Raw genomic sequence first — 25,104 nt, 5'->3', positions numbered from 1 at the left:
GTTAAATGCGATTACATTCACAATTATATTGGACATGATTGGCAAAATTCCTGCTCATTGGTGAGTAAAAGTTGTAACTTTCACAAATTTATCTGAAAAAATATGCCTCTGCTATACCATATGCAGAGGCCGGGGGTAGTAACACTATTTTCCCTTATTTTGCGGATGGCAAACCGAGCAGCGGTTACTGGCCATAGCGCCGTTATGACAGCCTTTGCATTCTGCCATCTGCACCCGGGAGGGTAAACGCTGGGCCAGGGGGATGAGTTTAGCTTCCGTATATTCTCCGGGGAAGCTGAGCTGCCTGAGGAGTGGGCTTTTGCTGATGCCACGGTGGACGATTTTAGCGTGGCAGTCAACACAATCCACCTGCCTGGTAGTATGCAGGAAATGGGGAACGTTCAGATTGTCTGGCATGGTTAACTGGCGCCGGCTAGTGTGGCATTGACGGCAAGTCTGGTCGGGGATGAAGTTACCCTGGATTGGGGTCTGAAAAAAACCCCGCCAGTGCCGGTAGGCAAAGGTGGTAAGGGTAATGTCCCGATGACAGTTCAGACAGCCGATTTTCTGGTGGGAAGAGAGACGCCAGGTAATGACATTGGGGATCATTTCATGGCAATTATCACAGAGGGCGGCTTCCCGGCGATTCTGACTGAAATCGATGCTGCCCTGGCTGAAAAGGACGGCGGCAGTCAGGGCCACCAGCAAAGTCAGAAGGAGGAAGATAAACAGCCTTTTCATGCTCATCAGTTCACCTCCTTCAACTCAACCCCAGTGGGATGTATTCATAGAGGAACCAGAGCAAAATGAAAAGGTAGAGGAGCATTTCCAGAATAATCAGGAGGCGATTGCGGCTATATTTAAATACTGCCATGGCGGTTCACCTCCTGGCGAATGCGTTCCAGCTCCAATGGATGTTCATGTTCCATTACCTGTTCATCCATCAGGCCACTGAACCAGAGGGTATTGCCAGGGAAGAAGTCCGGGTTGAAGTGGACATTGTAAAAGTGCCAGGTGAAGATGACCAGGACGGCCAGGACTGCTTCATCACTGTGGCCAACCCGCCAGCAATCAATGAGCCAGCGGGGGAGGAAAGAGGCCCCCCATTCGGGAAACCACATGACAAATCCGGAACCGCCGATGATAAACATCCCCCAGAAAACTGCCCAGTAGTCGAATTTTTCTTTGTAAGAATAGCGGTCAAACCTGGCCGGTTGCTCAGAAAGACCTAACTGATATTTCAGGTGGTCAGCCAGGTCGGTAAAATCCTTGAGAGTTGGCATTACAGCCCAGCCCAGCTCCCCTTTCCAGGTTTTGACGGCCATCCAGACCAGGTGGTAGATACAGGCCAGGGTCAGGATCAGTCCACCGAAGAGATGCCACTTGAACATGGTCTCAAAGCCACCGAAGAAATCGACTATGCTACGGGCCCAGGGGGCGTGGTTGAATTTGATCGAAAGGCCGGTAATGGCGCAGAGAGTAAAGCTGCTGAAGACACCGATATGTTGCAGACGCTGGTGTATATCCCAGCGCTGGTAGGCGGATTTAGTGGCTGCCATAGGAGCCACCTCCTTTAGCGGCTTTCCATTTGCGATAGAGTTCCAGTTCCATGTGAATGGTAAGCAGTACCATTACACTAATGGTCAGCCAGACAAAAAACTTGAGGGTATAGTACATGGGGGAACCGGGCCCTTCCTTTTCCAGCAGAAAATGTTCAGTGCCTTTGGCGAAATTGGGTTCGGCCCGGAAATGGCATTTGGCACAGGTTTGTGGTACATTCACCTTGTTTACCGGTGAAGCCGGGTCTTTGGGACCAAGGATGTTGTGACTGCCGTGGCAGCCGCTGCAGGTAGCGGCTTTGGTACCTCCTAAATCCACAGCTTTGCCATGAAAGCTCTCGGTATAGCTTTCCTTGATCCTGCCGCTATGGCAACCGGAAGCAGTGCAGGAAGCAGTCTGATTGCGACCAGAGGTATGAGCCAGGGGGTCTTCTTTCTTGCGGATATCGTGTTTGCCGTGGCAATCCTGACAGAGGGCGGTGGGCTTACCCTGCCGGCGGGCCAGCCCATGGGCACTTTGGTCATAGACTCTGGTAATATAATCATGGCAACGCCGGCAATTGCTTTCTACCAGCCGCCTCAGTTCAGCACCGGTTTTGGCACCAACGTGGGGGTAGTCGGTGATATCGGTGTGGCAGGTGGTGCAGCGATTGGTGCCGTGAATAGAGGAGAAGTATTTGCTCTCATCTACATAGAGACTGATTTTTTGGCCATTGCTTCGCGTATGCAAGCCCTGGGCCCCATGACAGCGCAGACAGCCTTCATTGAACTTGCGGGCGGCAGCCAGGTCGGTATCAGCCAGGGCCCAGCCGGGCCAGGTCAAAAGCAGCAAGAGAAGAAAGAGAAGGGACTTTTTCACGGGCATCACCCCTTTCCGGATGAGGAGGATTTAGACGCCGGGCCAGACGATGAAGATGCTTAAAGCGAAGGTCAGAAAGGAGATGAGGGCACCCAGCAGCAAGAAGGTCAGGCCTTTACTGACGGGATGCTTCAGCTTGAGTCCATAAAAGGCCACCCAGGCGCCCAGGGAAAAACCAAAAGCCAGAATCAGGACCAGGCCAAGGATAAACAGAACTTTCATAGAGCATACCTCCTTTGCAACCTCACGGGTCATTGGAACCGATAACCTGCCAGGGACTGCCGCCAGTAGAAAGAATCAAATAGCGTTTGCAGTGGCGGCACTTGATGTAGAGTTTGTATCTCTTTTTCTGGGCCACGATTTTGCCACATTTGCAGTAGACGTTTTCCAGTTGCTCCTGTTGCCTTTCCCGTTCCATGTTCCCCCTCCCTTGCTGTTTGATCAAAACCAAAGGCCGGCCCTGCACGGTAAAGTTCCATACAGGCCGGCCTCAGGACTCAGGGTCTCCGGGCTCTGGCTGAAAGCCTTTGTCCTCCGGTGAGCACTAAAAAATGCTCGCATTTTCTTTTAGTCCACCGTAAAGAAAATGCCAGCATTAGTAGTCTAATGCTGGCCTCTGGACTTAACGTCTCTGGACTCTCTTCAATATTCTTTTTTAAATTCGCGCCAGAAGATACGGGGCTTGGTCTGACTGGCCTGATTAAATCTGATGATTAAAAACCGCTTGCAATGACGGCATTTAATGATGATCATATTATCCTGGTACTGACAGATGAGCTTGCCGCAGGAGCAGCGGATATCTTCCATTTAGCTCACCTTCTTCACTATTAATTTATGCACGATTCCCCCCGATAGTACTTTTTGGGCTAAATTTTCTCTGTGCGTACTTGCGACCACTTTCACCAACCTCATCTTCCCTCCCCCTTTTTCACCTCCTGGTAAATAATATGCGCAAGTGGTATAATAGTTGCAAATTTTTTATTGTATCCCAAAAAAGACGGGTATATAATAAAAAAGAGTAAGAAAATTCACAAAAAGGTGGTCAGGGGATGAAAAAGGAACTACGCCGGCAGGTCCTGGCTGCCCGCCAGAACCTCACGCCGGAGGAGGTAGGGGAGAAAAGCCGGCAGATTATCGCTGCCCTGCTGGACTTGCCGGAAATCAAGGCTGCTGAGACGGTAATGGCCTATATGGATTTCCGCCAGGAAGTGGAGACCGGGCCCTTGTTGCAGGAGTTGCTGCGGCTGGGAAAACGAGTAGTATTGCCGGTGACGGATGTCGAGAATAAAGTCCTTTTGTTGTATCAAATCCAGGATCTGGAGCGGGATATTGAGCCAGGGGTTTGGGGGATCCGGCAGCCGAAGACCATTTTACCCCGTCTGGTACCGACTGAATTGGATGTGGTAATTGTCCCGGGAGTTGCCTTTGATTATCGGGGCTACCGGCTGGGTTATGGTGGCGGTTTTTATGACCGGTTTTTGCCTCAAACCAGGCCGGATTGCCGCTGGCTGGCTCCCATCTTTGAGTTACAACTGGTGCCTGATGTCCATCCCGAAGCCCATGATTGCCGGATGCACCGGCTGGTGACTGAGGAGAGGACTTTAAATTTCATCTGAAACCATGGAGGAGGGGGAAATAAGGGATGACGTGTTGTCAATGCGGGCAAACGCCCAGGGATCCCAAACAGGAACAGTTAGAACAGGTACTGGCCCATTATGCTGGCCAGAAGGGGGCACTGATTCCGGTGCTGCAGGAAGCCCAGGAAATCTATGGCTACCTGCCGCCGGAAGTATTGCGGCGCATTTCGGAAGCGCTGAATATTCCCTTTGCCAAAGTTTATGGTGTGGTCACATTCTATGCCCAGTTTCATCTGAAGCCCCGGGGCCGCAATATTATTCGGGTCTGTCTGGGGACGGCCTGTCACGTGCGGGGTGGGGCCAAGATTTTTGAAACCATCCAGAATGAACTCAATATTAAGGATGGGGAGACCACCGAAGATTTGCGCTTTACTTTAGAATCAGTAGCCTGTATCGGAGCCTGTGGGCTGGCACCGGTGATCATGGTCAACGATGATACCCATGGTCGCCTGACACCGGACAGGGTCAAGGAAATCCTGGCCCAGTATGAATAAGAGGGGGGAAATGAGGGTGGCACAGTTGCAAAAAGTAGAGAGAATTTTAATCTGTGGCGGTACCGGCTGTATGTCTTCCGGTTCGGTCAAGGTTATGGATGCCCTGAAGGCAGAACTGGCAGCCCGGCAACTGGGACAAATTGAAGTGGTTATGACCGGTTGTCATGGTTTTTGTGAGCAGGGGCCGCTGGTGATCATGGAACCCCAGGGGGTGTTCTACCGCCGGGTACAGGTGGAGGATATTTCTGAATTAGTGCAATCTCACATCATTGAAGGAAATATCCTGGAACGCCTGCTTTATCAGGATCCTGGCAATCAGCAAAGAGCGATTACCTATCGGGATGTGCCCTTTTATGCCAAACAGCAGCGGGAAGTTCTACATAATTGCGGCCATATCGATCCGGAAAACATTCAGGAATATATTGCTGCCGGCGGCTACCAGGCTCTGGAAAAAGTGTTGCGGGAGTATACACCCCAGCAGGTAATCGAGGATGTGAAAAAATCCGGCCTGCGGGGCCGGGGGGGTGGCGGCTTCCCCACCGGTTTGAAATGGGAATTTACCAGCAAAGCGCCCGGTGAGAAAAAATATGTTGTCTGTAATGCCGATGAAGGGGACCCGGGGGCATTCATGGACCGTTCCGTTCTGGAAGGGGATCCCCATGCTGTTCTGGAAGGGATGTTGATTTGCGGCTATGCCATTGGGGCCGATGAAGGCTATATCTATGTGCGGGCCGAATATCCGCTGGCTATCAAGCGGCTGAAAGTAGCCATCGCCCAGGCGGAAGCGGCCGGTTATCTGGGTGACAATATCCTGGGCAGCAATTTTAGTTTCCGCATTAAAATCAAGGCTGGTGCCGGTGCTTTTGTCTGTGGTGAGGAAACGGCCCTGCTCAACTCTATTGAAGGGGAACGGGGTATGCCCCGGCCCAGACCGCCATTCCCGGCTGTCAAAGGGCTATGGGGTAAGCCGACTAATATTAACAACGTAGAGACTTTTGCCAATGTACCTCTTATCTTCCGCAAAGGGGCAGACTGGTATGCTGCTATCGGGACGGAGAAAAGTAAGGGTACCAAAGTCTTCGCTATGACCGGTAAAGTGAACAATACCGGTCTGGTGGAAGTGCCCATGGGTATTACCATGCGGCAGATCATCTTTGATATCGGCGGTGGTATCCGGGATGGCAAGAAATTCAAGGCCGTTCAGATCGGCGGTCCTTCCGGTGGCTGTCTGCCTGAATCTCTGCTGGACTTGCCTATTGATTATGATTCCCTGATCGCCGCCGGGGCGATGATGGGTTCCGGCGGTCTGGTGATAATGGATGAAACTACCTGTATGGTGGACCTGGCACGCTTTTTCCTCAATTTCACCCAGAAGGAGTCCTGCGGCAAGTGTACCCCCTGCCGGGAAGGGACCAAGCGCATGCTGGAGATTCTGCAGCGGATTTGTGCCGGGGAAGGCCGGGAAGGGGATATCGAAACTCTGGAACGGCTGGCCAGGGTGATTAAGTCCACTTCCCTTTGCGGCCTGGGACAGACGGCTCCCAACCCGGTACTGTCCACTCTGCGCTATTTCAGGGATGAATACGAAGCCCATATCCGGGAAAAACGCTGCCCGGCCGGAGTCTGCAGCAATCTGCTCACCTACTATATCGATGCCGAAAAATGTATAGGTTGCGGGTTGTGTAAAAAGAACTGTCCGGTGGGGGCTATCAGCGGCAATACCAAGGAAGCCCATGTTATCGATCCCGCCAAGTGTATCAAGTGCGGTGTCTGCATGAGCAAATGTAAATTCGGCGCTGTCGGGCGCAAGTAGGAGGTGGGCCGTCGGTGAATAAAGTGACTTTGACTATCAATGGTCAAAAAGTGACGGTTCCCGCCGAATATACGGTTCTGGAGGCAGCCCGGGAGCTGGGCATCAACATTCCCACCCTCTGTTACGATCCCCGCCTCTCCAAACCCGGGGCCTGCCGGCTCTGTGTGGTGGAGGTGAAAGGGGCCCGCAATCTACCGGCTTCCTGTGTCACGCCGGTGGCAGAGGGAATGGAAGTGGAAACCCATTCCCCGGCGGTAATGGAGGCCCGGAAAACCATCCTGGAGTTATTGCTGGCCAACCACCCCAATGATTGCCTCACCTGTGAGGCCAGCGGAGCCTGTTTGCTCCAGCAGTATGCCTATGAATACGGAGTACGGGACCCAGGTTTTGGCGGCGAACGCCATGCCTATCCCCTGGATGATAGCAACCCTTACATCCAGCGGGATTTGAATAAATGCATTCTCTGTGGCAAATGTGTCCGCATCTGTGCCGAGATCCGCGGTCAGCATGCAATTCACTTTGCCTACCGGGGCTTTAGTACCAAAATCGCCCCGGCCCTGGATACTGATCTGGCTTTCTCCAACTGCATCTACTGCAATAACTGCGTTTCCGTCTGTCCGGTAGGGGCCCTGGTGGATAAGCGCACTGCTGGTCTGGGCCGTACCTGGGAACTGGAGCGGGAGGAAAAAACCTGTACTTTCTGTGAAGCGGGTTGTCAGTTCTTCCTGCTCAAAAAGCAGGGGCAGGTGGTTGGTGTTGCTGCCGGGCAGGCAGCACCGGGACGCCCCCTGTGCCTGAAAGGGCGCCTGGGCATGGATTTGCGCTACAATCCCAAGGCGCAGCCGCCTTACTTGCGCAATGAAGATGGCAGTTTCCGCCTGGCACCCTGGGCAGAGGCTCTGGGCCTGACCGAAATCCTGGCTAACCTCCAGAAAGAGGGGGGAGAGAGATGAGCACTGTTACTTTGACTATAGACGGCCGGCAGGTGACTGTACCCAAAGGCACTACCGTGCTGGAAGCAGCCCAGGCTGCCGGTCTAGACATTCCTACCTTTTGCCATGATCCGGAATTAACCCGGCCCGGCGCTTGCCGCATATGTGTGGTGGAAATCGAGGGTATGCGCAATCTGCCTGCCTCCTGTGTTACTGAAGCGACTGATGGGATGGTGGTCCATACCGAAAGCCAGCAGGTGCGGGAAGCCCGGCAAACCATCCTGGAATTGCTGCTGGCCAACCACCCGGAAGATTGCATGACCTGTCATAAAACCGGCAACTGCAAGCTGGCGGAATATGCTTACCGCTATGGTGTACGCCAGCCCTCCTTCCAGGGGGAAAGGCATGATTTTCCCATTGATGAGAGCAGCCCCGTTATCCTGCGGGATAATAACAAATGCATCCTCTGCGGCAAATGTGTGCGGGTTTGTGCAGAAATCCAGGGGCGGAGTGTCCTGGATTTCGCCTACCGGGGTTTCAATACCAAAATCACCCCGGCTCTGGATACCGGCATGGGCGAGTCCGTCTGTATCGGCTGCGGCAGCTGTGTCGCTGTCTGTCCGGTAGGGGCGCTGGTGGAAAAGCAGATGGTAGGCCAGGGCCGGCCCTGGGAGATGAAAAAGGTTCGCACCATCTGCCCCTATTGTGGCACCGGCTGTACCATTCAGCTGAATGTCAGGGATGGCAAGGTAGTTGGGGTTACTACAGATGAAAGCGGGGAAGTCAATGGCAAACACCTCTGCATCAAAGGCCGCTTTGGCTATGATTTCATCCATAGCCCGGAGCGTTTGACCACTCCTCTGATTCGCAAAAACGGTGAACTGGTACCGGCCAGCTGGGATGAGGCTCTGGACCTGGTCACCAGTAAACTGAAGGAAATCAAGGAGCGGGACGGCGGGCAAGCATTGGCTTTTCTGGCTTCGGCTCGCTGCACCAATGAGGAAAATTATCTTCTCAACAAACTGGCCCGGGCTGCCTTTGGCACCAATAATATCGATCATTGCGCCCGCCTTTGACACTCCTCTACTGTCGCCGGTCTGGCGATGGCATTTGGCAGCGGGGCAATGACCAACTCCATTGGTGAAATCAAGGACTGTGAAGTTTTACTGGTAATCGGTTCTAATACCACTGAAGCCCATCCCATCATCGGGGTGGAAATGCAAAAAGCAGTCCGCCGGGGAGCCACTCTCTTTGTGGTCGACCCGCGGCGCACGGAAATTGCTGCTCTGGCTAAAGAGCATCTGCAAATTAAACCAGGGGCCAATATCCCGCTTCTCAACGCCCTGGCCTACACTATCATTGAGGAAGGCCTCTGGAATAAGGAATTTGTTAAGGAGCGGACAGAAGGCTTTGAGGAATGGGCAGCCAGCCTGACCAACTTCAAACCGGAACTGGTGGAAAACTATGTCGGGGTGCCGGCAGAGACCATTAGGCAGGTGGCGCGGGCCTATGCCCGGGCGGAAAAAGCCGCTATTTTCTATACTATGGGCGTGACCCAGCATACTTCCGGAACTGCCAATGTCCTGGCGATTGCTAACCTGGCTCTGCTCTGTGGCCATCTGGGCAAACCCAGCTCCGGGGTCAATCCCTTACGGGGTCAGAACAACGTCCAGGGAGCCTGCGATATGGGCGGCTTACCCAATGTCCTGCCCGGCTACCAGAGTGTAACAGATGAACAGGTCCGCCTCAAATTCCAGCAAGCCTGGGAAGTGGATTATCTGCCTGCCACCCCTGGTTTGACGGTGGGAGAAATGCTGGAAGCTGCTCATGCCGGGTCCATCAAAGGCATGTTCATTCTGGGTGAGAACCCCATGTTAAGCGACCCGGATATCAAGCATGTGGAAGAAGCTCTCAAGCACCTGGAATTCCTGGTGGTCCAGGATATCTTCCTGACGGAAACAGCCCGTCTGGCCCATGTAGTGCTGCCGGGCGCCAGCTTTGCTGAAAAGGATGGCACCTTTACCAATAGCGAGCGGCGGGTGCAGCGGGTGCGGAAAGCCATTGAGCCCATTGGAGGGGCCCGGGCTGACTGGCAGGTGCTGGCGGAAATCGGCCGCCGCCTGGGGCTGAAAATGGACTACAGCCATCCGGCAGAGGTCATGGCTGAAATCGCCAGGGTTACACCTTCTTATGGTGGCATCAGCTACGAGCGGCTGGAACAGGGTGGCTTGCAGTGGCCCTGCCCCAGCCCTGACCACCCCGGTACGCCGATTCTGCATGTGGGCAAATTCAGCCGGGGGCTGGGCAAGTTCCATGCCGTGGATTTTACACCACCGGCAGAGCTGCCTGATGAGGAATATCCCCTGGTACTCAATACCGGGCGGCGCCGTACCCACTACCATACTGGTACCATGACCAGGCGTTCCCGGGGCCTGGCGGAATTTATGCCTGCTGATTATCTGGAGATTCATCCTCAGGATGCTTGCCGTCTGGGCATTGTTGATGGGGACCTGGTGAAGGTGGTGTCGCGCCGGGGGGCCATCACCATCAAGGCCAAAGTGACGGAGATGGTACGGCCTGGCACAGTCTTTACTTCTTTCCATTTTGCCGAAAGTGCAGCTAACCTGCTGACCAATACCGCTCGTGATCCCATTGCCAAAATTCCGGAATTGAAAGTAGCGGCGGTTCGCGTGGAGAAAATAGGGTAAAGGTAAGCCCCTCTGCCTGGAGCAGAGGGGCTTGCTTACTACTTGGCAGCCATTGTACCTTTGTTTTGACCCTGTTGCCGCTGTTTATAGGTGAGCCAGAAATCGGCATTCTTGATGCCCAGTTTGACCGGATCGAAAACCGGATCCAGGCCCAGAGCTTTTTGCTCTTCATAATCCTTCAATGCCAGCAGTGCCGGTTTTTGCAGGATCAGGATGGCGATGACATTCAACCAGGCCATGATACCTACGCCCAGATCACCCAGGCCCCAGGCTACGGTAGCGGTCTTGACCGCACCGTAATAAGTGGAGCCCAGCAGGGCGAAACGCAGCAAGTTTATAGCGATTTTGCTATTGTTTTTAAACAGATAGGCGATATTGGTCTCAGCGATATAGTAGTACGCCATCAAGGTGGTGAAAGCAAAGAAGAACAGGGCAACTGCTACGAAACCTGCACCAATGGAGGGGAAGAGGGTTTCCACAGCTTTCTGGGTATAAGCAGGACCGATATCCACTCCGGGCAGATTTTCGACAATAAAGCCGCCGGCAGGATTGATGACATTGTATTTACCGGTAATCAAGATCATAAAAGCAGTAGCAGAACAGACCAGTAAAGTATCCACATATACGGAGAAGGCCTGAACAAAGCCCTGTTTGGCCGGGTGGGAAACTTCAGCAGCAGCGGCTGCCTGGGGACCAGTACCCTGACCGGCTTCGTTGGAGTAGATACCCCGTTTTACCCCCCAGGAAACAGCCAAACCCAGGATACCGCCAAACATGGGATCCAGTCCGAAGGCATTTTTGAAAATCAGCGCAAAAACATGGGGAACTTCAGTGATATTAACAACCATAAATATGAGTGCCATTAATATATATCCGATTGCCATAAAAGGAACAATCAATTCAGCGGCACGGCTGATACGTTTGACTCCACCGAAGATAATCAGGCCCAGCAATGCCACTACACCAGCACCGGTAATGGCCGGGCTGACGCCAAAAGCGTTCTGGATACTGGCAGCAATACTGTTGGACTGGACACCGGGCAACAGGAAGCCCATAGCCAGCACGGTAGCTACTGCAAAGGTGACAGCATACCATTTCATACCCAGTCCTTTTTCGATGTAGTAGGCAGGACCGCCCCGGTATTGGCCATCTTTCTCTACTTTATAAATCTGGGCCAGAGCTGATTCCACGAAAGCCGAGCCGGCACCCAGGAAGGCGATGGCCCACATCCAGAAAACTGCACCAGGCCCACCATAAGCGATGGCGGTAGCAACCCCGGCGATATTGCCGGTACCAACCCGGCCAGAAACGGAGAGAGCAAAGGCCTGGAAAGAAGATACCCCTTGTTCGGAGCTGCCACCACCAAGGAGCAATTTCACCATGTCCTTGATGTGACGGACCTGGAAGAAGCGCATGCGCAGGGAGAAATAGATGCCTGCTCCCAGGCAGAGGTAGATGAGGGCTTTGCTCCAGACATAGCTGTTGAGCAAGTCGACTAGTTGTGCCATAAAAAGCCTCCTTTTTTGATATGTATTGTGCAACAACCATGGACATAGTAACATAATTTTCGGAAAAATTCAATAACTTGTTTCCGGGAATACACCATACACGGACAATTATTAAGATAAAAAATAAAAAGGCCTTTAATGGCCTTTTAAAAATTTTCCAGTTCCTTCAACCATAAGTTAACCTGGGCGTCACTGGGCATACGCCAGTCGGCCCGGGGGGAGAGGGAGACCGAACCCACCTTGGGTCCATCAGGCAAACAAGAGCGCTTAAATTGCTGACTGAAAAAACGGCGATAAAAGACTTTTAGCCACTTGCGGATTTCATCTCCAGCATACCTACCAGTAAAAGCCTGATCAGCCAGGAAAGCGATTTTCCGTGGCGGCAGATTAAAACGAACTAGATAGTAAAGGAAAAAATCATGGAGTTCATAGGGTCCGACGATGTCTTCTGTTTTTTGCTGGATATTGCCACTGGCATCAGGAGGCAGTAGCTCCGGACTGATGGGAGTGGCCAGAATGCGATGTAAACAGGCGGCGGTGGCGGGGTCGGCAGCATGTTCGGCCACCCATTCCACCAGGTATTTGACCAGGGTCTTGGGCACCCCGGCATTGACAGCATAATGACTCATATGGTCCCCGTTATAGGTAGCCCAGCCCAGAGCCAGTTCTGACAAATCCCCTGTCCCGACTACCAGCCCTCCGTGCTGATTAGCTAAATCCATCAGGATCTGAGTGCGTTCGCGCGCCTGAACATTTTCATAGGTAATATCATGCCGGGCTGGATCGTGCCCGATATCCTGAAAGTGCTGTAAACAAGCGGGTTTAATATCGATTTCCTTACAGGTTACCGCCAGAGCCTGCATTAGCTGCAGGGCATTGGTATAGGTAATATCGGTAGTGCCAAAACCGGGCATAGTGACCGCCAGGACTTGTTCGCGGGGATAACCCAGCAAATCAAAGGCCTGGCAGGTAACCAGCAGAGCCAGGGTGGAATCAAGGCCACCGGAGATACCAAGGACAGCGGTTTTGGCGCCGGTATGCTCCAGGCGCTTGGCCAAACCAGCCACTTGAATTTGGAAAATCTCCTGACAGCGCCGGTCCCTGGCGCCGCTATCCTGGGGAATGAAGGGATGAGGAGAGATATGGCGCCGTAAGGGTTGACTGGTATAATCATAATCCCGGTAATACTGAATTTCTACCTGGCGGGCTGGTACCGGCGGAGTCACCAGTTGACAGCTGTCAGCAAAGGTTTTATTGGCCAGCCGCTCCAGATTCAGGCGTTCCACATCGATTTCTGACCACAGTAACAGGTTTTCCCGCTGGAAGCGGGGAGAGGAGGTCAGGATTACACCATTTTCCGCGAGCAGACAATCACCGCCGAAAACAGTGTCAGTGGTGGACTCGTGTACGCCGGCAGAAACGTAGAGATAACCGGCCAGGCAGCGGGCACTTTGCTGCTGGATGAGTTCCCGGCGATAATCGGCTTTGGCTACCAGTTCATTGCTGGCTGAGAGATTGATGAGTAAATTGGCCCCCTGAACGGCCAGAAATGAACTGGGCGGGATAACGGCCCAGAGGTCTTCGCAAATTTCCACACCCAGAGTATAGCCTAGCTGGGGAGAGTGAAATAAAAGCTGTCCAAAAGGAACAGGGTATCCTGGCGTTAGTTCTACATTGGACAGTTCCCGAATTAACTCCTGACCGGAAGAAAACCAGCGTTTCTCATAAAATTCCTTCTGATTGGCCAGATAGATCTTGGGGACAATCCCCAGGATCTCACCCCGTTGCAGGACAGCGGCACAATTGAACAGGCGGTGCTTGATGACTAGAGGCAAACCAACTACAACCACTACCTCGTTGGTCCTGGTAGCCTGGGCCAGAGCCAAGAGGGCTTGTCTGGCTTTATCCTGCAACAGGCCCTGCAGGAAAAGATCGCCACAGGTATAACCGGTAAGACACAGCTCCGGAAAAGCCAGCACGGCCAGGTTATTCTGATCGGCCGCCTGGATTAACTGAATTATTTGCTGCAGGTTATAATCGATGTCAGCCACTTTCAAACGGGGCACAGCTGCCCCGACTCGGACAAAGCCAAAGGTATGCATTTCAACCATCCTTTTTACCAAAATCACAATTCAATTTTACTCTTTTTTTTAGTGGCTGACAAATGTAAAAGAAATGACTGCCTGATACTCACGCTGGCGCAAGGTGTACCATTGGGACAACTTTGTTTTAAAGCTCAAAATTAATCCTAACAAATCAGAGCATCTACTTGTTCGGCAAGGGTGAAAGAGGTTTTCCAGACCCTTGCAGGTAGATCCTGTTTTTGTACCGGTAACTTAAAAGTCCGGACCAGTTTTTCAAATTTTTGATCCAGCCAGGGTGGTGTCCAGGCGCCCGAACGACAAATATGAATGGCTGAGAGCGGGAGCGGTGATGGAAGAAGAAAGGGGCTGGTGTAACCTATGGGGAAAGTACGATTTTGTTCGCTAAACCAGCCCGGGTCTTCTAAGGTGTGGGGGCTGTAAACAATGGTTGCCCGCTTAATAATTTTTTCCTGCAATAACTTCCCCAGCCAGTTGGCGCAATTGACTTCATAATCCAGGGAAGCCAGCCCGCCATATCCTAAATCGGCATGGGTATCAAAAAGGATCACATACTCGATATCCATTTCTCTGGCCAGTTCGTAAGAATACTTATGGGAATCGGTCACAAGCAAGAGTGCATCAGGGGAATAAGAAAAATATTTTTGCAGATAGCAGGGAAAAAGATAATAGAAAGGGATAACGTCCACAGTTTTGCTTAAATCCTCGCCCTGGCGTTTGGCTACCAGATACCGCTTATACCAGAGTTGATTCTGGTTGCGGACGCTTTCCCGCAAGGATACCTGCCATTCCGGCCGGGCAGGCACAAAAAAATCCCAGTCAATACTTAAAAGAATTCCAGCCATAGCTATCACCTTTCAAGTATTAAAAGGGATTAATTGTCTATTTTCATTATACTGTGACTGCACAGAAAAATAAATAGCAGTACTACGAAACAAAAAACCGCTAATCAGGTTAGAACCTGAACTAGCGGTTTTCATCGTACTTATGGTGGGCGATACAGGACTTGAACCTGTGACCTCTTGCATGTCAAGCAAGCGCTCTGACCAACTGAGCTAATCGCCCGTGTTTGGTTGCGGGGGAGGGACTTGAACCCTCGACCTTCGGGTTATGAGCCCGACGAGCTACCAACTGCTCTACCCCGCGTTGATAGTGGAGCGGGTGATGGGAATCGAACCCACGCAACCAGCTTGGAAGGCTGGGGCTCTACCACTGAGCTACACCCGCATTTTAAACTGGCGGAGAAGGTGGGATTCGAACCCACGCGGGACTTGCGCCCCCTACAGCATTTCCAGTGCTGCCTCTTGATCCACTTGAGTACTTCTCCGTGCTAAACTGGAGCCACTAACCGGGATTGAACCGGTGACCTCATCCTTACCAAGGATGCGCTCTACCTACTGAGCTATAGTGGCAAGCTGATGGTGCGCCCGGTAGGAATCGAACCTACGCACCAGGTTCCGGAGACCTGCGCTCTATCCACTGAGCTACGGGCGCCTGGAGCGGAAGACGGGATTCGAACCCGCGACCCTCGCCTTGGCAAGGCGATGCTCTACCACTGAGCCACTTCCGCATAATGCCCACAATTGGTGCGGGTGGAGGGACTTGAACCCCCACGGTTTCCCGCTGGAACCTAAATCCAGTGCGTCTGCCAATTCCGCCACACCCGCGCGGATAATGGTGAGCCATGCTGGACTCGAACCAGCGACACCCTGATTAAAAGTCAGGTGCTCTACCGACTGAGCTAATGGCTCGCGAAATAAGTGGCTGGGGTGGCTGGATTCGAACCAACGCATGGCGGAGTCAAAGTCCGCTGCCTTACCACTTGGCTACACCCCAGCGAAATGGTGGAGGAGGTAGGATTCGAACCTACGAAGGCGTCAGCCGGCAGATTTACAGTCTGCTCCCTTTGACCACTCGGGAACTCCTCCATAGATATTCTGGAGCCGGCGACAGGACTTGAACCCGCAACCTACTGATTACAAGTCAGTTGCTCTACCAGTTGAGCTACGCCGGCAGGTTGGTGACCCCTACGGGATTCGAACCCGTGTTACCGCCGTGAAAGGGCGGTGTCTTAGACCACTTGACCAAGGGGCCATATGCACTTCTGTATTTTACACAACCATTCCGTGTTTGTCAACACTTTTTCTTGCATTATATCCTGGAATTGCGATGGTCGGGGCGACAGGATTCGAACCTGCGACCCCCTGCTCCCAAGGCAGGTGCGCTACCAAGCTGCGCTACGCCCCGTCGCAAAGAATATGATACACCGATATGCCCATGTTGTCAACAAAAAAATTTGTCGAATAAATTCGAAGGAAAATTTAAAAAATTGAAGGACAATAAGCAGGATTTTTGCAACCGAAGAAGAATAATATACGTACAAAGTTTCACAAGCAAGCGGCGCCGCGAATGTGAAATTGGCCACAATCTCCTGCAGCGGTTATGGTTGGGAGAGGCGGTAAGTCAGCGAAGATTTACTGCCGGGGAGGGAAGTGAGTTTTGTATGGGCAATGTTAATTGTCAGTGTGGTAAACTGATCTGTCAGGTTGTGGATAATACTTTGATCATTAAATGCCGTCATTGTAAAAGGTTTATTCTAATCCGTTTAAATGAAACGCGTACCAAGCCTGTTATTCATTTTAAAACTTCATAGAGATTCTAGAGTCCAGAGACCTTTGAGTCCGGAGACCGGCAGGAGTTCCTGACAGGAACTCCTGACCGGTCTTTTTCTTTGGCGAAGGAGGTGAAAGGTGTGGCAGGTATTATTCCCCACAAGGAAGGGGCGGAAGTAAGTCATTTACTGGCTGATGTTCGTTGTATGTGTGGCAAAATCGTTGCACAAAGAGCACGTACCAAAATCTACATTAAATGCAGACATTGCAAGCGCTTCATTATCATCGATACCAGGGAAGATTGCAGTAACTGGGAAACCAAATACCGTTAAACCCAGTCCGGAGACTTTCAAGTCCTGAGACCGGTAGCTGGCCGGGCCTCAGGGAGGTTCGGTTTTTTTGTGGAGGAGGGTTGTCCAATGTTAACTTTGCTGGGAATTGGTGCACTTCTTTCACTGGTGTTTGGTTTTAGCTCAGGCGGATATGTAGCGTTCTATGTGTTGCCTGCTGGCAATGGAGTGGTAAGGTCTCTGTTAACCATGTTCCTGGGGGTGCTCATTTCGGCAATAACTTTTGTGCTGGCCGTCAGTCTGGTCTGGCCGGCGGTGATGTAAGGGGGGATTGAGCATGTTAAAGGCTGTATTAATAACGCTGGGGGTATTATGTTTGCTTTTTTCTCTGGCAGTGAGTGCTTATGTTACCCTTTATAAGGTGAAAGCCAGAAATGTTTCGGGTATGCTCCTGTTTGTTTTACTGACCCTGGTGATCTGGATAGGAGCTATTTCCGTTGCTGTAGCAGGGGTTATGGTGCATCCGTGAGACGGGTACTGATAAGGAGGCGAAATAATGAAAAAAACAATGAGCCCGTTGAGGCTGACCTTACTGATATTAATGGGGCTGTTCCTCTGCTGGTTTAAACAGGGGACGGCTTTTGGAGCTGAAGAACAATTTGCTGCCAAACTGGCGGAAAATCGCCGCTTCAATGAAGGCTGTCTGCGCTGCCATGGCGCCATCGGGCTGAAAACCAAAATGGATGGCAAAATAGTCAGTCTTTATGTTGATGAAGGGGAATATCTGGTTTCCCAGCATGGAACCAATCGCTGTACCACCTGTCATCGGGATATTACTGAATATCCCCATACCGGGGCCCTGACCGGGGAAAAAATGCGAGTAGCTATTGATAATAATTGCCGGGACTGTCATAAGGATGTAACTGCGGTATACAGCAACAGTGTGCATAACGGGAAGGTGCGGTGCAGTGCCTGTCATGGGGTGCACAATATCCGCAAAAAAGAAGACGCCCTGGCGCTGGTAGCCAAACAGCAAATCCCCCATACCTGTACTGCGGCAGGATGTCACAGTGGGCGGATCAAGGAGTCCTATGAAGAGAGCTTCCATGGCAAAGCGGTTCTGCTGGGCAGTCAGAAAGCGGCCAGCTGTGTGGATTGTCATGGTTCCCATGAAATTAAGGGGCCCGGTATGGCGGCTTCGCCGGTGAGCAAAACCAATACCCCAAAAACCTGTGCTAAATGTCATTTTAAGCCTGAAGTCAATTTTGCTGCGGGGAAAGAGCATTTTCTTCTGGAAAAAGAGGGTGAAGGAGCTCCCATGTACTATACCCTGAAGTTTTTTGTCTGGTTAACTATAATTGTTGTTACTTTGTTAATCATTCATATGCAGCTGGAACTGTATCGCAAGCTTAGAAATGCGCTGGCCAGCGGGGAACAGCAACACTAGGAGGGGTTGGAATGGAAAAAAGGCACTACCGGGCTGCAGTTAGACGCTGGAATCTTCATCAACGTATTCACCATATTGGTATGTTTTCTACCTTTATTCTCTGTACTATTACCGGCTTGCCCATTAAATGGCATGATAACAGTTTATCCCTGGCCCTTGCCCGCTGGTTTGGCGGGCCGGATACCATGCTCAATATTCATATCGGCAGCGGATTAACCATGATTGCAGTTAGTATTTATCATTTGGTCTGGATGTTTTACAAAATGCTGGTTAAAAAAGATCTGGGCTGGGCCATTATGCCAGCTTTAAAGGATGTAACTGACCTGGTGCAACACCTGAAATACCAGCTGGGTTTTACTGACCAACCAGCCCGGTTTGATCGCTATTCCTACAAGGAGAAGTTTGACTACTGGGCGGTATTCTGGGGGATGTTCATCATTGGTGGTTCCGGTATTTTCATGATGATGCCGGAATGGGGAGCGGCCCTGATGCCCCGCTGGCTCATTGATTGCTGGCGGATTGGTCATAGTGATGAGGCGGTACTGGCCATTCTGGCTATCTTTGTCTGGCATTTTTATAATGTTCACTTCAATCCCGATTTTTTCCCGGGCAGCACAACCTGGTTTAATGGGTTGATGGATATTAGGGTAATGGAACACGAACATCCCCTGGAACTGGAGCGAATTAAAAAGGAGCAGGAAAAAATCATCCTGATACCGGAGGAAGGACAGGAGGGAGAGGCATGGCCGTCTTCAAACACAGTCGCAACAAAGGTTTGATTATTGTTGAAATGATCATTTACTTTCTCATCCTGGGCTGGTTTCTGGCTGAATATTTGCCTCTGGGGTTAAGCTAAAGGAGGGACAGGAAAATGGTCAAAACATTTCGGGTCTGGGGTACATTGACGATGGCCATGCTGGTAGTGAGTTTATTGATTGCTACTTTTTTTAGCGTAGGCAGTATCGGTTATACCCAAAATAAAGAAGAAAACAGCCTTTGCGGAAGTTGCCATGAAATGCAACCACAGATCAATTCCTGGCGCTTATCTACCCATGGCCGCATTGGCTGTCTCAAATGCCATCCCAATGTACCCATGACCGAGCTGGCTTATAAACACTGGCGCGGTTTTTACAATCAACCCATCAAGAAGAAAACCATAGTGCCCAATGCAGTCTGCCTGGATTGCCATAGCCGGCAGCGGGATATTTCTCCTCCGGGGGGGCTGGTGGTTCCCCATGAATATCATACTCAGAAGGGAGTAGACTGTGTGGATTGTCATGCTGGTCTGGTGCATTCCACCCGGCAGCCAGGAAGTCCCAGGATCAAAATGCCGGTCTGCCTGAAATGTCATAATGGCAGCAAAGCTACCAATCAATGTAAGGATTGTCACGGAGAGAATGTACCCAAACAATAGGAAATATTTTATCTTGCCATGCCCGGCAGAATTGAGAGCCGGGCATTTACTTTTTATACTTTCTCTATCGGAATAGTACAGATAGCTTGTCAGCGCAGGAAAAGTGTAGTAAAATATTCAGGAACAAAGTGTAGGAGGGAAGAACATCATGGAAAGGGGAACTTTTCGCGTTAAAGCTGGCCTGGCAGAAATGCTGAAAGGCGGCGTCATTATGGATGTAACTACACCGGAACAGGCTAAAATCGCTGAGGAAGCGGGCGCCTGTGCCGTTATGGCTTTGGAAAAAGTACCGGCCGATATCCGGGCTGCGGGCGGAATTGCTCGCATGGCCGATCCCACGGTAATCAAGCGCATTCAAGATGCGGTCACCATCCCGGTAATGGCCAAGTGCCGGATCGGGCATTTTGTGGAGGCCCAGATCCTGGAATCTCTGGGCGTGGACTATATTGACGAAAGTGAGGTCCTCACTCCTGCGGATGATAAATTCCACATCAATAAATGGGAGTTCAAGGTACCCTTCGTCTGCGGGGCTAAAAACCTGGGGGAAGCCCTGCGCCGGATTGGGGAAGGGGCTGCTATGATCCGGACCAAAGGCGAGCCGGGTACCGGTAATGTGGTGGAAGCAGTCAAACACTTCCGCACGGTGATGGGAGAAATTCGCCGTCTGCAGATGCTGCCCCAGGAAGAGCTGATGACTGCAGCCAAGGAGATGGGCGCTCCCTATGAACTGGTGGTGGAAGTGGCCAAAACCGGGAAGTTGCCGGTGGTGAACTTTGCTGCTGGCGGTATCGCTACTCCTGCTGATGCAGCTTTGATGATGCAGCTGGGCTGTGATGGTGTTTTCGTCGGCTCCGGTATCTTCAAATCCGGGGATCCGGTCAAACGGGCCCGGGCCATTGTAGCTGCCACAACCCACTACAATGATCCGCAGGTGCTGGCGGAAGTTTCTAAAGACCTGGGTGAGCCCATGGTCGGGATCGATATTTCCACTATTACTCCAGAAATGAGAATGCAGGATCGGGGCTGGTAAAATGAAAATCGGGGTATTGGCTCTGCAGGGTGCTTTTCGGGAGCACCGGCTGGTGCTGGAAAAACTGGGTGTGGAAGTTGTTGAAGTACGTAAAAAGGAGCAATTGGCAGAGCTGGCGGGGCTGGTAATCCCCGGAGGTGAATCAACTACCATCGGCAAATTGATGGTGGATTTTGGCCTGCTCTCCGAAATCAAGGAGCGTTTTCAGCAGGGGATGGCGGTTTTTGGAACCTGTGCCGGCTTGATTCTGCTGGCAACCGAGATTATGGGCAGTGAACAGCCGCGGCTGGGCTTGATGGAGATGACTGTCAAGCGCAATGCCTATGGTCGACAGGTGGACAGCTTTGAAGTGGATTTGCCGGTTCCCGCTATCGGAGCACAGCCCCTGCGGGCGGTTTTCATCCGGGCCCCCTACATTGAACGAGTTGGTTCCGGGGTTGAGGTAATGGCTACCTTCCAGGACAAGATCGTCCTGGCCCGACAGGGCAAGGCGCTGGCGGCGGCTTTCCATCCCGAGCTGACCGAGGATTATCGTTTGCATCAGTATTTTGTGGATTTGTGTAAAAAATAAGTGAATGTCACTTGACATAAGACATTTGTCTTCGTATAATTGTAAACAAAAATGAATACAGCTTCTGGATGAAGGTTGCAGAAGAAGGTAACGGGGTTTACCCGTTACCGCCGAAGGGGCAAGGCGGTATTATGCCGCTCAAACTCTCAGGTGGCTTTTGAGCCAGGTACTGTAACCGGACAGACCTCTGGAGAGACCTGGCAAGACCGGGCGCCGAAGGAGCAAGCCTGCCAGCCGGCAGGTCAATCTCTCAGGCAAAAGGACAGGGAGCGACAGGATGCGTTTGTGGCTTCGTTTACCCTTTTAGCAGCAGTGACCAGAGGACCAATCAGGAGATTGGTCCTTTCTTATAATTCCATCTAACCATCATCTCATAAGGGTAACCCGTTGAAAGGGAACATAGGCAGGAAACAGGCAAGAGAGCCGGTGGTTGGTGCGAACCGGTCCTGGGAACTGCTGAATCCGCCCTGGAGGGGATCCACCGAAGGGCCGTGGCCTGGTAAGTGGATACGGTGGCGCCGTTATCGCATCGAGAGGGTCAAGGGGATATTATTGCCTTTTGGCCAATTAGGGTGGCAACGCGGGAACAAGCTCTCGTCCCTAAAGCTGAGGCTTTATGGATGAGAGCTTTTCTATTTATAATAATCATCTAAATCCGGGAGAGGGGTTGATTTTAATGTTGCAGGACAAAAAGTATCTAATGATTCCTGGGCCGACACCTATTCCACCGGCGGTCCAGCAGGCCATGATTCGGCCCATGATCGGTCACCGCAGTGGGGACTTTGCCAAACTGCACGAACGGCTGATTAAAAAGGCCAAACAGGTTTTTCAGACTGAAAAGGACCTGTTTATTCTCACCCAGTCCGGTACGGGGGGACTGGAAACGGCAGTGGCCAATGTGATCAGCCCTGGGGACAAGGTACTGGCCCTGGTTACCGGTAACTTCGGCGAGCGTTTTGCCAAAATCGCCCGTTTATACGGAGCAGAGGTAGATGCTCTGGAGTTCCCCTGGGGTGAAGCCATTGATTTGAAACAGGTAGAGGAAAAGCTGGCTACCAATCAGTACCGGGCCGTGCTGGCTACCCACAATGAGACTTCCACCGGTGTTACCAATGATATCGGGGGTCTGGGAGCCCTGGTGGCCAAAACCGATGCTGTCCTGCTGGTGGATGCCGTCAGCTCCATGGGCGGGATGGATATCCGCACTGATGAATGGCAGGTGGATATCATGGTTACCGGTAGCCAGAAGGCCTTGATGTTGCCGCCGGGGCTGGCTCTGGTCAGTGTCAGTGAAAAGGCCTGGCAGGCTATGGAGACGGCCAAAGCTCCCCGTTTCTACTTCTGCCTGAAGCAGGCCAGAAAAAATATGGCGGAGTGGAATACCGCCTGGACTCCCAATGTTACCCTCTTTTACGGGCTGGAAGCTGCTCTGGACATGATCCTGGCGGAAGGCTTACCGGAAGTCTTTGCCCGGCATGCCCTTATGACAAAAGCTACCCGGGCCGCTATCAGAGCACTGGGCCTGGAGTTGCTGGCTGCTGATGAAGTAGCTTCCCATACTGTAACTGCTGTTAAGGGCAATGACCAGCTCAATACCGAAGACCTGCGCAAGGTATTGCGTACCAAATACGGGGTGACTTTTGCCGGTGGCCAGGGCAAACTGAAGGGCAAGATTTTCCGTATCGGCCACATGGGTTATGCCGATAAGCTGGATATTATCCTGGCTATTGGGGCGCTGGAAATGGCCCTGGTTGAAGTGGGCTATCCGGTACAGCTGGGTGCCGGTGTGGCTGCCGCCCAGAAGGTATTTCTGGAAGGGTAAGAGGTTTCGCAGTTAATGAAGTTAGATAAGGGGAAAGGGGATTTTTATGCGGATACTGGTCTTAGATGGTGTCAGTGAAAAAGGAATAGATATCTTGCGGGAACCCGGGTTTACTGTGGATGTTATCGAGGAAAAGCTGAGTGAGCAGCAACTGGTGGAGATGATTCCCGCCTATGATGCCGTGGTGGTGCGCAGTGCTACCAAGATCACTGCCCCCATTATTGCGGCGGGGGTAAACCTGAAGGTAATCGGCCGCGCCGGTGTCGGGGTAGACAATATCGATGTTCAGGCTGCTACTCAGCATGGTATTATTGTGGTCAATGCTCCCGATGGCAATACCATTGCCGCGGCTGAACACACTCTGGCCCTGATGCTGGCCCTGGCTCGCCATGTACCCCAGGCCAATGAGGCCTTGAAAAAGGGGAAATGGCTGCGCAAGGAATTTACCGGCGTGGAGCTGCGGGATAAAATCCTGGGGGTTATTGGGCTGGGGCGGATTGGTACCGCAGTGGCCAAACGGGCCCAGGGCTTTGCCATGAAGGTCATCGGTTATGACCCCTATATCACCCATGAGCGGGCCCGGGAAATCGGGGTGGAACTGGTGTCCCTGGAGGATGTCTATCGGGAAGCGGACTTTATCACCGTGCATTTGCCCAAAACCAAGGAAACGGTTAACCTGATTAACCGGGAAGCCCTGGCCAAAATGAAGCCGGGGGTACGGATTATCAATGTTGCCCGCGGTGGCATCATCAATGAACAGGATCTGTATGAGGCTCTGAAGACAGGTAAGGTGGCCGGAGCAGCGCTGGATGTCTTTGAAGTGGAACCCACGACGGAAAGCCCGTTGTTTGAACTGCCCAATGTGGTAGTTACCCCGCATCTGGGGGCATCTACCGAGGAAGCCCAGGTCAATGTGGCTCTGGATGTGGCCCGGGAGATTGTCACCATCCTGCAGGGCGGCATGGCCCAGAATGCTGTGAATATGCCGGCCATTCCCAAAGAAGATGCACTGGTTGTTAAACCTTATCTGGCCCTGGCGGAAAAGCTGGGCAAGTTTATCTCCCAGCTCACTTCCGAGTTTGAGAATATCGAAATCACCTATGCCGGGGATGTAGCCTGCATCAATACCGCTCCCCTGACTACCGCCATCATCAAGGGGATTATGGAATCCTACAGTGATGTGCCGGTCAGTTATGTCAATGCGGTACAGCTGGCCAAGGGGCGGGGCCTGCGCATCATGGAAACCAGGGAAGAAGAGGCCCATGACTATACCAACCTGATTACCGTCAAACTGACAGGCGGGCCCTGTCCTAAAGCCGTTGGCGGTACCCTCTTCCGGGATAATGATGCCCGCATCGTCTTAATAGACGGTTATCGCATCGACATGGTGCCGGAAGGCTACATGCTGGTTGCCCCCCATATTGATAAGCCCCGGATCATCGGGCGGGTGGGCACCCTCATTGGTGAGCATGACATCAACATTGCTGGAATGCAGGTGGGCCGCAAACAGGTGGGTGGCCGGGCTGTGATGGTGCTGGCGGTGGATAATGTGGTACCGGAGGCAATTCTAGGAGAAATAGCCAAAATAGATGGCATTATCGATGTCAAGTTCGTTTCTTTATAGAAAAACTAATCGGGGAGGAGCTTTAGTTTATGACCAGAATTATTCTTGCCCGCCATGGTGAAACCAACTGGAACCGGGAAGGGCGTTATCAGGGCCAGCTGGACACTGAACTTTCTCCGCTGGGCTGGCAGCAGGCGGAAAGGCTGGCTGAGGCCCTGGCTAAATTACCCATCACCGCTGTCTATTCCAGTCCGCTGAGCCGGGCCTATGAAACTGCCAAAAAAGCTGCAGAAAAGCATCAGCTGCCGGTGGAAATCGTGGAGGGATTGACGGAAATTCACCATGGCTGCTGGCAGGGGCTGTATGCCCATGAGGTCAAGGAACAATACGGAGTGGAACTGGAGATCTGGCAATCCGCTCCCCATCAAATCACCATGCCCGGGGGCGGGGAATGCCTTAAGCAGGTCCAGGATCGGGCAGTAGCAGCTCTGGAGATGATCGCCAAACGCCATCCCGGGGAGACGGTGCTGGTACTGAGCCATGATGCCACTATCCGCGCTTTCTTCTGTTATGCCCTGGGCATGGATTTGGCCAACTTCTGGCTCTTCCGCCAGGACAACACCTGTATCAATGTGGTGGAATACCTGCCAGATGGTCGCTGGCGGCTGAGTAAACTCAATGATACCTGTCATCTGGGCTCCCTGATCTGGGATGTCGATCAGAAGGCATTATAACTACCTAT

25 protein-coding genes, 14 tRNA genes, 1 riboswitch and 1 other annotated feature are annotated in these 25,104 nt (G+C 52.1%); of the genes, 16 read left to right on the top strand and 23 right to left on the bottom strand.

Annotated features, from left to right (window positions below):
• Positions 1 to 144 precede the first annotated feature (144 nt).
• The 6 genes from B5D20_RS03055 to B5D20_RS13790 form a co-directional block, all read right to left on the bottom strand.
• Positions 145 to 747, bottom strand: a complete 603-nt coding sequence (locus tag B5D20_RS03055; protein ID WP_078664743.1) for a hypothetical protein — start codon at positions 745 to 747, stop codon at positions 145 to 147.
• A 113-nt stretch (positions 748 to 860) separates the two neighbouring features.
• Complete coding sequence (locus tag B5D20_RS03050; RefSeq protein WP_078664742.1) at positions 861 to 1,559, bottom strand: formate dehydrogenase subunit gamma; 699 nt, start codon at positions 1,557 to 1,559, stop codon at positions 861 to 863.
• Entirely contained in the window at positions 1,546 to 2,418 is an 873-nt protein-coding gene (locus B5D20_RS03045) for a hypothetical protein (RefSeq protein ID WP_078664741.1), read from the bottom strand. The genes B5D20_RS03050 and B5D20_RS03045 overlap by 14 nt, the downstream gene beginning before the upstream one ends.
• A 30-nt stretch (positions 2,419 to 2,448) precedes the next feature.
• Positions 2,449 to 2,640, bottom strand: coding sequence for a hypothetical protein (locus B5D20_RS03040; RefSeq protein ID WP_078664740.1), 192 nt, complete (start codon positions 2,638 to 2,640; stop codon positions 2,449 to 2,451).
• A 22-nt stretch (positions 2,641 to 2,662) separates the two neighbouring features.
• Entirely contained in the window at positions 2,663 to 2,836 is a 174-nt protein-coding gene (locus B5D20_RS13795) for a hypothetical protein (RefSeq protein ID WP_159071944.1), read from the bottom strand.
• 224 nt (positions 2,837 to 3,060) lie between these two features.
• Positions 3,061 to 3,225 carry a hypothetical protein gene (locus B5D20_RS13790; protein WP_159071943.1) on the bottom strand — a complete coding sequence of 55 codons (165 nt, stop codon included), beginning with the start codon at positions 3,223 to 3,225 and terminating at the stop codon, positions 3,061 to 3,063.
• Between the two features lie 242 nt (positions 3,226 to 3,467).
• Between B5D20_RS13790 and B5D20_RS03035 the strand changes: the two genes are divergently transcribed.
• The 5 genes from B5D20_RS03035 to fdhF are packed head-to-tail and all read left to right on the top strand — an operon-like array spanning position 3,468 to position 10,002.
• Positions 3,468 to 4,034: a 5-formyltetrahydrofolate cyclo-ligase gene (locus B5D20_RS03035; protein ID WP_078664739.1), complete on the top strand. Its 567-nt coding sequence runs from the start codon at positions 3,468 to 3,470 to the stop codon at positions 4,032 to 4,034.
• A gap of 26 nt (positions 4,035 to 4,060) precedes the next feature.
• Positions 4,061 to 4,549, top strand: coding sequence for an NADH-quinone oxidoreductase subunit NuoE (gene nuoE / locus B5D20_RS03030; protein WP_078664738.1), 489 nt, complete (start codon positions 4,061 to 4,063; stop codon positions 4,547 to 4,549).
• A 10-nt stretch (positions 4,550 to 4,559) separates the two neighbouring features.
• The gene (nuoF, locus tag B5D20_RS03025) at positions 4,560 to 6,362 is read left to right on the top strand and encodes an NADH-quinone oxidoreductase subunit NuoF (RefSeq protein WP_078664737.1); all 1,803 of its coding nucleotides are present in this window, start codon (positions 4,560 to 4,562) and stop codon (positions 6,360 to 6,362) included.
• A 14-nt stretch (positions 6,363 to 6,376) separates the two neighbouring features.
• Positions 6,377 to 7,315, top strand: coding sequence for an NADH-quinone oxidoreductase subunit G (locus B5D20_RS03020; RefSeq protein ID WP_078664736.1), 939 nt, complete (start codon positions 6,377 to 6,379; stop codon positions 7,313 to 7,315).
• Positions 7,312 to 10,002 (top strand): formate dehydrogenase subunit alpha, encoded by a 2,691-nt coding sequence (gene fdhF, locus B5D20_RS03015; protein ID WP_078664735.1) that lies wholly within the window; start codon positions 7,312 to 7,314, stop codon positions 10,000 to 10,002. Before B5D20_RS03020 ends, fdhF begins: the two co-directional genes overlap by 4 nt.
• A 38-nt stretch (positions 10,003 to 10,040) precedes the next feature.
• On the opposite strand, the gene B5D20_RS03010 is transcribed toward fdhF, so the two are convergent.
• From B5D20_RS03010 to B5D20_RS02930, 17 genes are all read right to left on the bottom strand, one after another.
• Complete coding sequence (locus B5D20_RS03010; protein WP_078664734.1) at positions 10,041 to 11,510, bottom strand: alanine/glycine:cation symporter family protein; 1,470 nt, start codon at positions 11,508 to 11,510, stop codon at positions 10,041 to 10,043.
• A 146-nt stretch (positions 11,511 to 11,656) separates the two neighbouring features.
• Positions 11,657 to 13,639: an NAD(+) synthase gene (locus tag B5D20_RS03005; protein ID WP_477021179.1), complete on the bottom strand. Its 1,983-nt coding sequence runs from the start codon at positions 13,637 to 13,639 to the stop codon at positions 11,657 to 11,659.
• A gap of 119 nt (positions 13,640 to 13,758) precedes the next feature.
• The gene (locus B5D20_RS03000) at positions 13,759 to 14,457 is read right to left on the bottom strand and encodes a hypothetical protein (RefSeq protein ID WP_078664733.1); all 699 of its coding nucleotides are present in this window, start codon (positions 14,455 to 14,457) and stop codon (positions 13,759 to 13,761) included.
• A gap of 143 nt (positions 14,458 to 14,600) precedes the next feature.
• Positions 14,601 to 14,677: transfer RNA gene (locus B5D20_RS02995), tRNA-Val, on the bottom strand.
• Positions 14,678 to 14,682: 5 nt separating this feature from the next.
• Positions 14,683 to 14,758 (bottom strand) — tRNA-Met (locus B5D20_RS02990).
• A 7-nt stretch (positions 14,759 to 14,765) separates the two neighbouring features.
• Positions 14,766 to 14,839: transfer RNA gene (locus B5D20_RS02985), tRNA-Gly, on the bottom strand.
• 9 nt (positions 14,840 to 14,848) lie between these two features.
• Positions 14,849 to 14,939, bottom strand: a tRNA-Ser gene (locus tag B5D20_RS02980).
• A 9-nt stretch (positions 14,940 to 14,948) separates the two neighbouring features.
• Positions 14,949 to 15,024 (bottom strand) — tRNA-Thr (locus tag B5D20_RS02975).
• A 7-nt stretch (positions 15,025 to 15,031) separates the two neighbouring features.
• A tRNA-Arg gene (locus tag B5D20_RS02970) sits at positions 15,032 to 15,106 on the bottom strand.
• 1 nt (position 15,107) lies between these two features.
• Positions 15,108 to 15,182 (bottom strand) — tRNA-Gly (locus B5D20_RS02965).
• Between the two features lie 14 nt (positions 15,183 to 15,196).
• A tRNA-Leu gene (locus B5D20_RS02960) sits at positions 15,197 to 15,279 on the bottom strand.
• 8 nt (positions 15,280 to 15,287) lie between these two features.
• Positions 15,288 to 15,363 (bottom strand) — tRNA-Lys (locus tag B5D20_RS02955).
• Positions 15,364 to 15,373: 10 nt separating this feature from the next.
• A tRNA-Gln gene (locus tag B5D20_RS02950) sits at positions 15,374 to 15,448 on the bottom strand.
• Between the two features lie 6 nt (positions 15,449 to 15,454).
• A tRNA-Tyr gene (locus tag B5D20_RS02945) sits at positions 15,455 to 15,540 on the bottom strand.
• A 10-nt stretch (positions 15,541 to 15,550) separates the two neighbouring features.
• Positions 15,551 to 15,626 (bottom strand) — tRNA-Thr (locus B5D20_RS02940).
• Between the two features lie 4 nt (positions 15,627 to 15,630).
• Positions 15,631 to 15,706 (bottom strand) — tRNA-Glu (locus B5D20_RS02935).
• Positions 15,707 to 15,782: 76 nt separating this feature from the next.
• A tRNA-Pro gene (locus B5D20_RS02930) sits at positions 15,783 to 15,859 on the bottom strand.
• A gap of 505 nt (positions 15,860 to 16,364) precedes the next feature.
• Between B5D20_RS02930 and B5D20_RS02925 the strand changes: the two genes are divergently transcribed.
• From B5D20_RS02925 to B5D20_RS02875, 11 genes are all read left to right on the top strand, one after another.
• On the top strand, positions 16,365 to 16,556 hold the full coding sequence (locus B5D20_RS02925; protein ID WP_078664732.1) for a hypothetical protein: 192 nt from the start codon (positions 16,365 to 16,367) through the stop codon (positions 16,554 to 16,556).
• 87 nt (positions 16,557 to 16,643) lie between these two features.
• Positions 16,644 to 16,838 carry a hypothetical protein gene (locus B5D20_RS02920; RefSeq protein WP_078664731.1) on the top strand — a complete coding sequence of 65 codons (195 nt, stop codon included), beginning with the start codon at positions 16,644 to 16,646 and terminating at the stop codon, positions 16,836 to 16,838.
• Between the two features lie 13 nt (positions 16,839 to 16,851).
• Complete coding sequence (locus B5D20_RS02915; RefSeq protein ID WP_078664730.1) at positions 16,852 to 17,043, top strand: hypothetical protein; 192 nt, start codon at positions 16,852 to 16,854, stop codon at positions 17,041 to 17,043.
• Between the two features lie 27 nt (positions 17,044 to 17,070).
• Positions 17,071 to 17,961, top strand: a complete 891-nt coding sequence (locus B5D20_RS14050; protein WP_078664729.1) for a cytochrome c3 family protein — start codon at positions 17,071 to 17,073, stop codon at positions 17,959 to 17,961.
• A gap of 11 nt (positions 17,962 to 17,972) precedes the next feature.
• On the top strand, positions 17,973 to 18,740 hold the full coding sequence (locus tag B5D20_RS02905) for a formate dehydrogenase subunit gamma (protein ID WP_078664728.1): 768 nt from the start codon (positions 17,973 to 17,975) through the stop codon (positions 18,738 to 18,740).
• 92 nt (positions 18,741 to 18,832) lie between these two features.
• On the top strand, positions 18,833 to 19,375 hold the full coding sequence (locus tag B5D20_RS02900) for a cytochrome c3 family protein (protein WP_078664727.1): 543 nt from the start codon (positions 18,833 to 18,835) through the stop codon (positions 19,373 to 19,375).
• A gap of 145 nt (positions 19,376 to 19,520) precedes the next feature.
• Complete coding sequence (gene pdxS, locus B5D20_RS02895; RefSeq protein ID WP_078664726.1) at positions 19,521 to 20,405, top strand: pyridoxal 5'-phosphate synthase lyase subunit PdxS; 885 nt, start codon at positions 19,521 to 19,523, stop codon at positions 20,403 to 20,405.
• Between the two features lies 1 nt (position 20,406).
• Entirely contained in the window at positions 20,407 to 20,976 is a 570-nt protein-coding gene (gene pdxT, locus B5D20_RS02890) for a pyridoxal 5'-phosphate synthase glutaminase subunit PdxT (RefSeq protein ID WP_078664725.1), read from the top strand.
• 177 nt (positions 20,977 to 21,153) lie between these two features.
• A riboswitch (glycine riboswitch) is annotated at positions 21,154 to 21,252 on the top strand.
• Positions 21,253 to 21,354: 102 nt separating this feature from the next.
• Positions 21,355 to 21,581: a binding site (T-box leader), on the top strand.
• 71 nt (positions 21,582 to 21,652) lie between these two features.
• Complete coding sequence (locus B5D20_RS02885; RefSeq protein ID WP_078664724.1) at positions 21,653 to 22,798, top strand: pyridoxal-phosphate-dependent aminotransferase family protein; 1,146 nt, start codon at positions 21,653 to 21,655, stop codon at positions 22,796 to 22,798.
• 46 nt (positions 22,799 to 22,844) lie between these two features.
• Positions 22,845 to 24,422: a phosphoglycerate dehydrogenase gene (gene serA, locus B5D20_RS02880; protein WP_078664723.1), complete on the top strand. Its 1,578-nt coding sequence runs from the start codon at positions 22,845 to 22,847 to the stop codon at positions 24,420 to 24,422.
• A gap of 29 nt (positions 24,423 to 24,451) precedes the next feature.
• On the top strand, positions 24,452 to 25,096 hold the full coding sequence (locus B5D20_RS02875) for a histidine phosphatase family protein (RefSeq protein ID WP_078664722.1): 645 nt from the start codon (positions 24,452 to 24,454) through the stop codon (positions 25,094 to 25,096).
• Positions 25,097 to 25,104 lie beyond the last annotated feature (8 nt).

This window comes from Carboxydocella sporoproducens DSM 16521 (genome assembly GCF_900167165.1).
In the GTDB taxonomy this organism is placed as follows: Bacteria; Bacillota.
The sequence above is the reverse complement of the archived record's forward strand: the minus strand, read 5'-3'. Positions and strand labels throughout refer to the sequence as shown.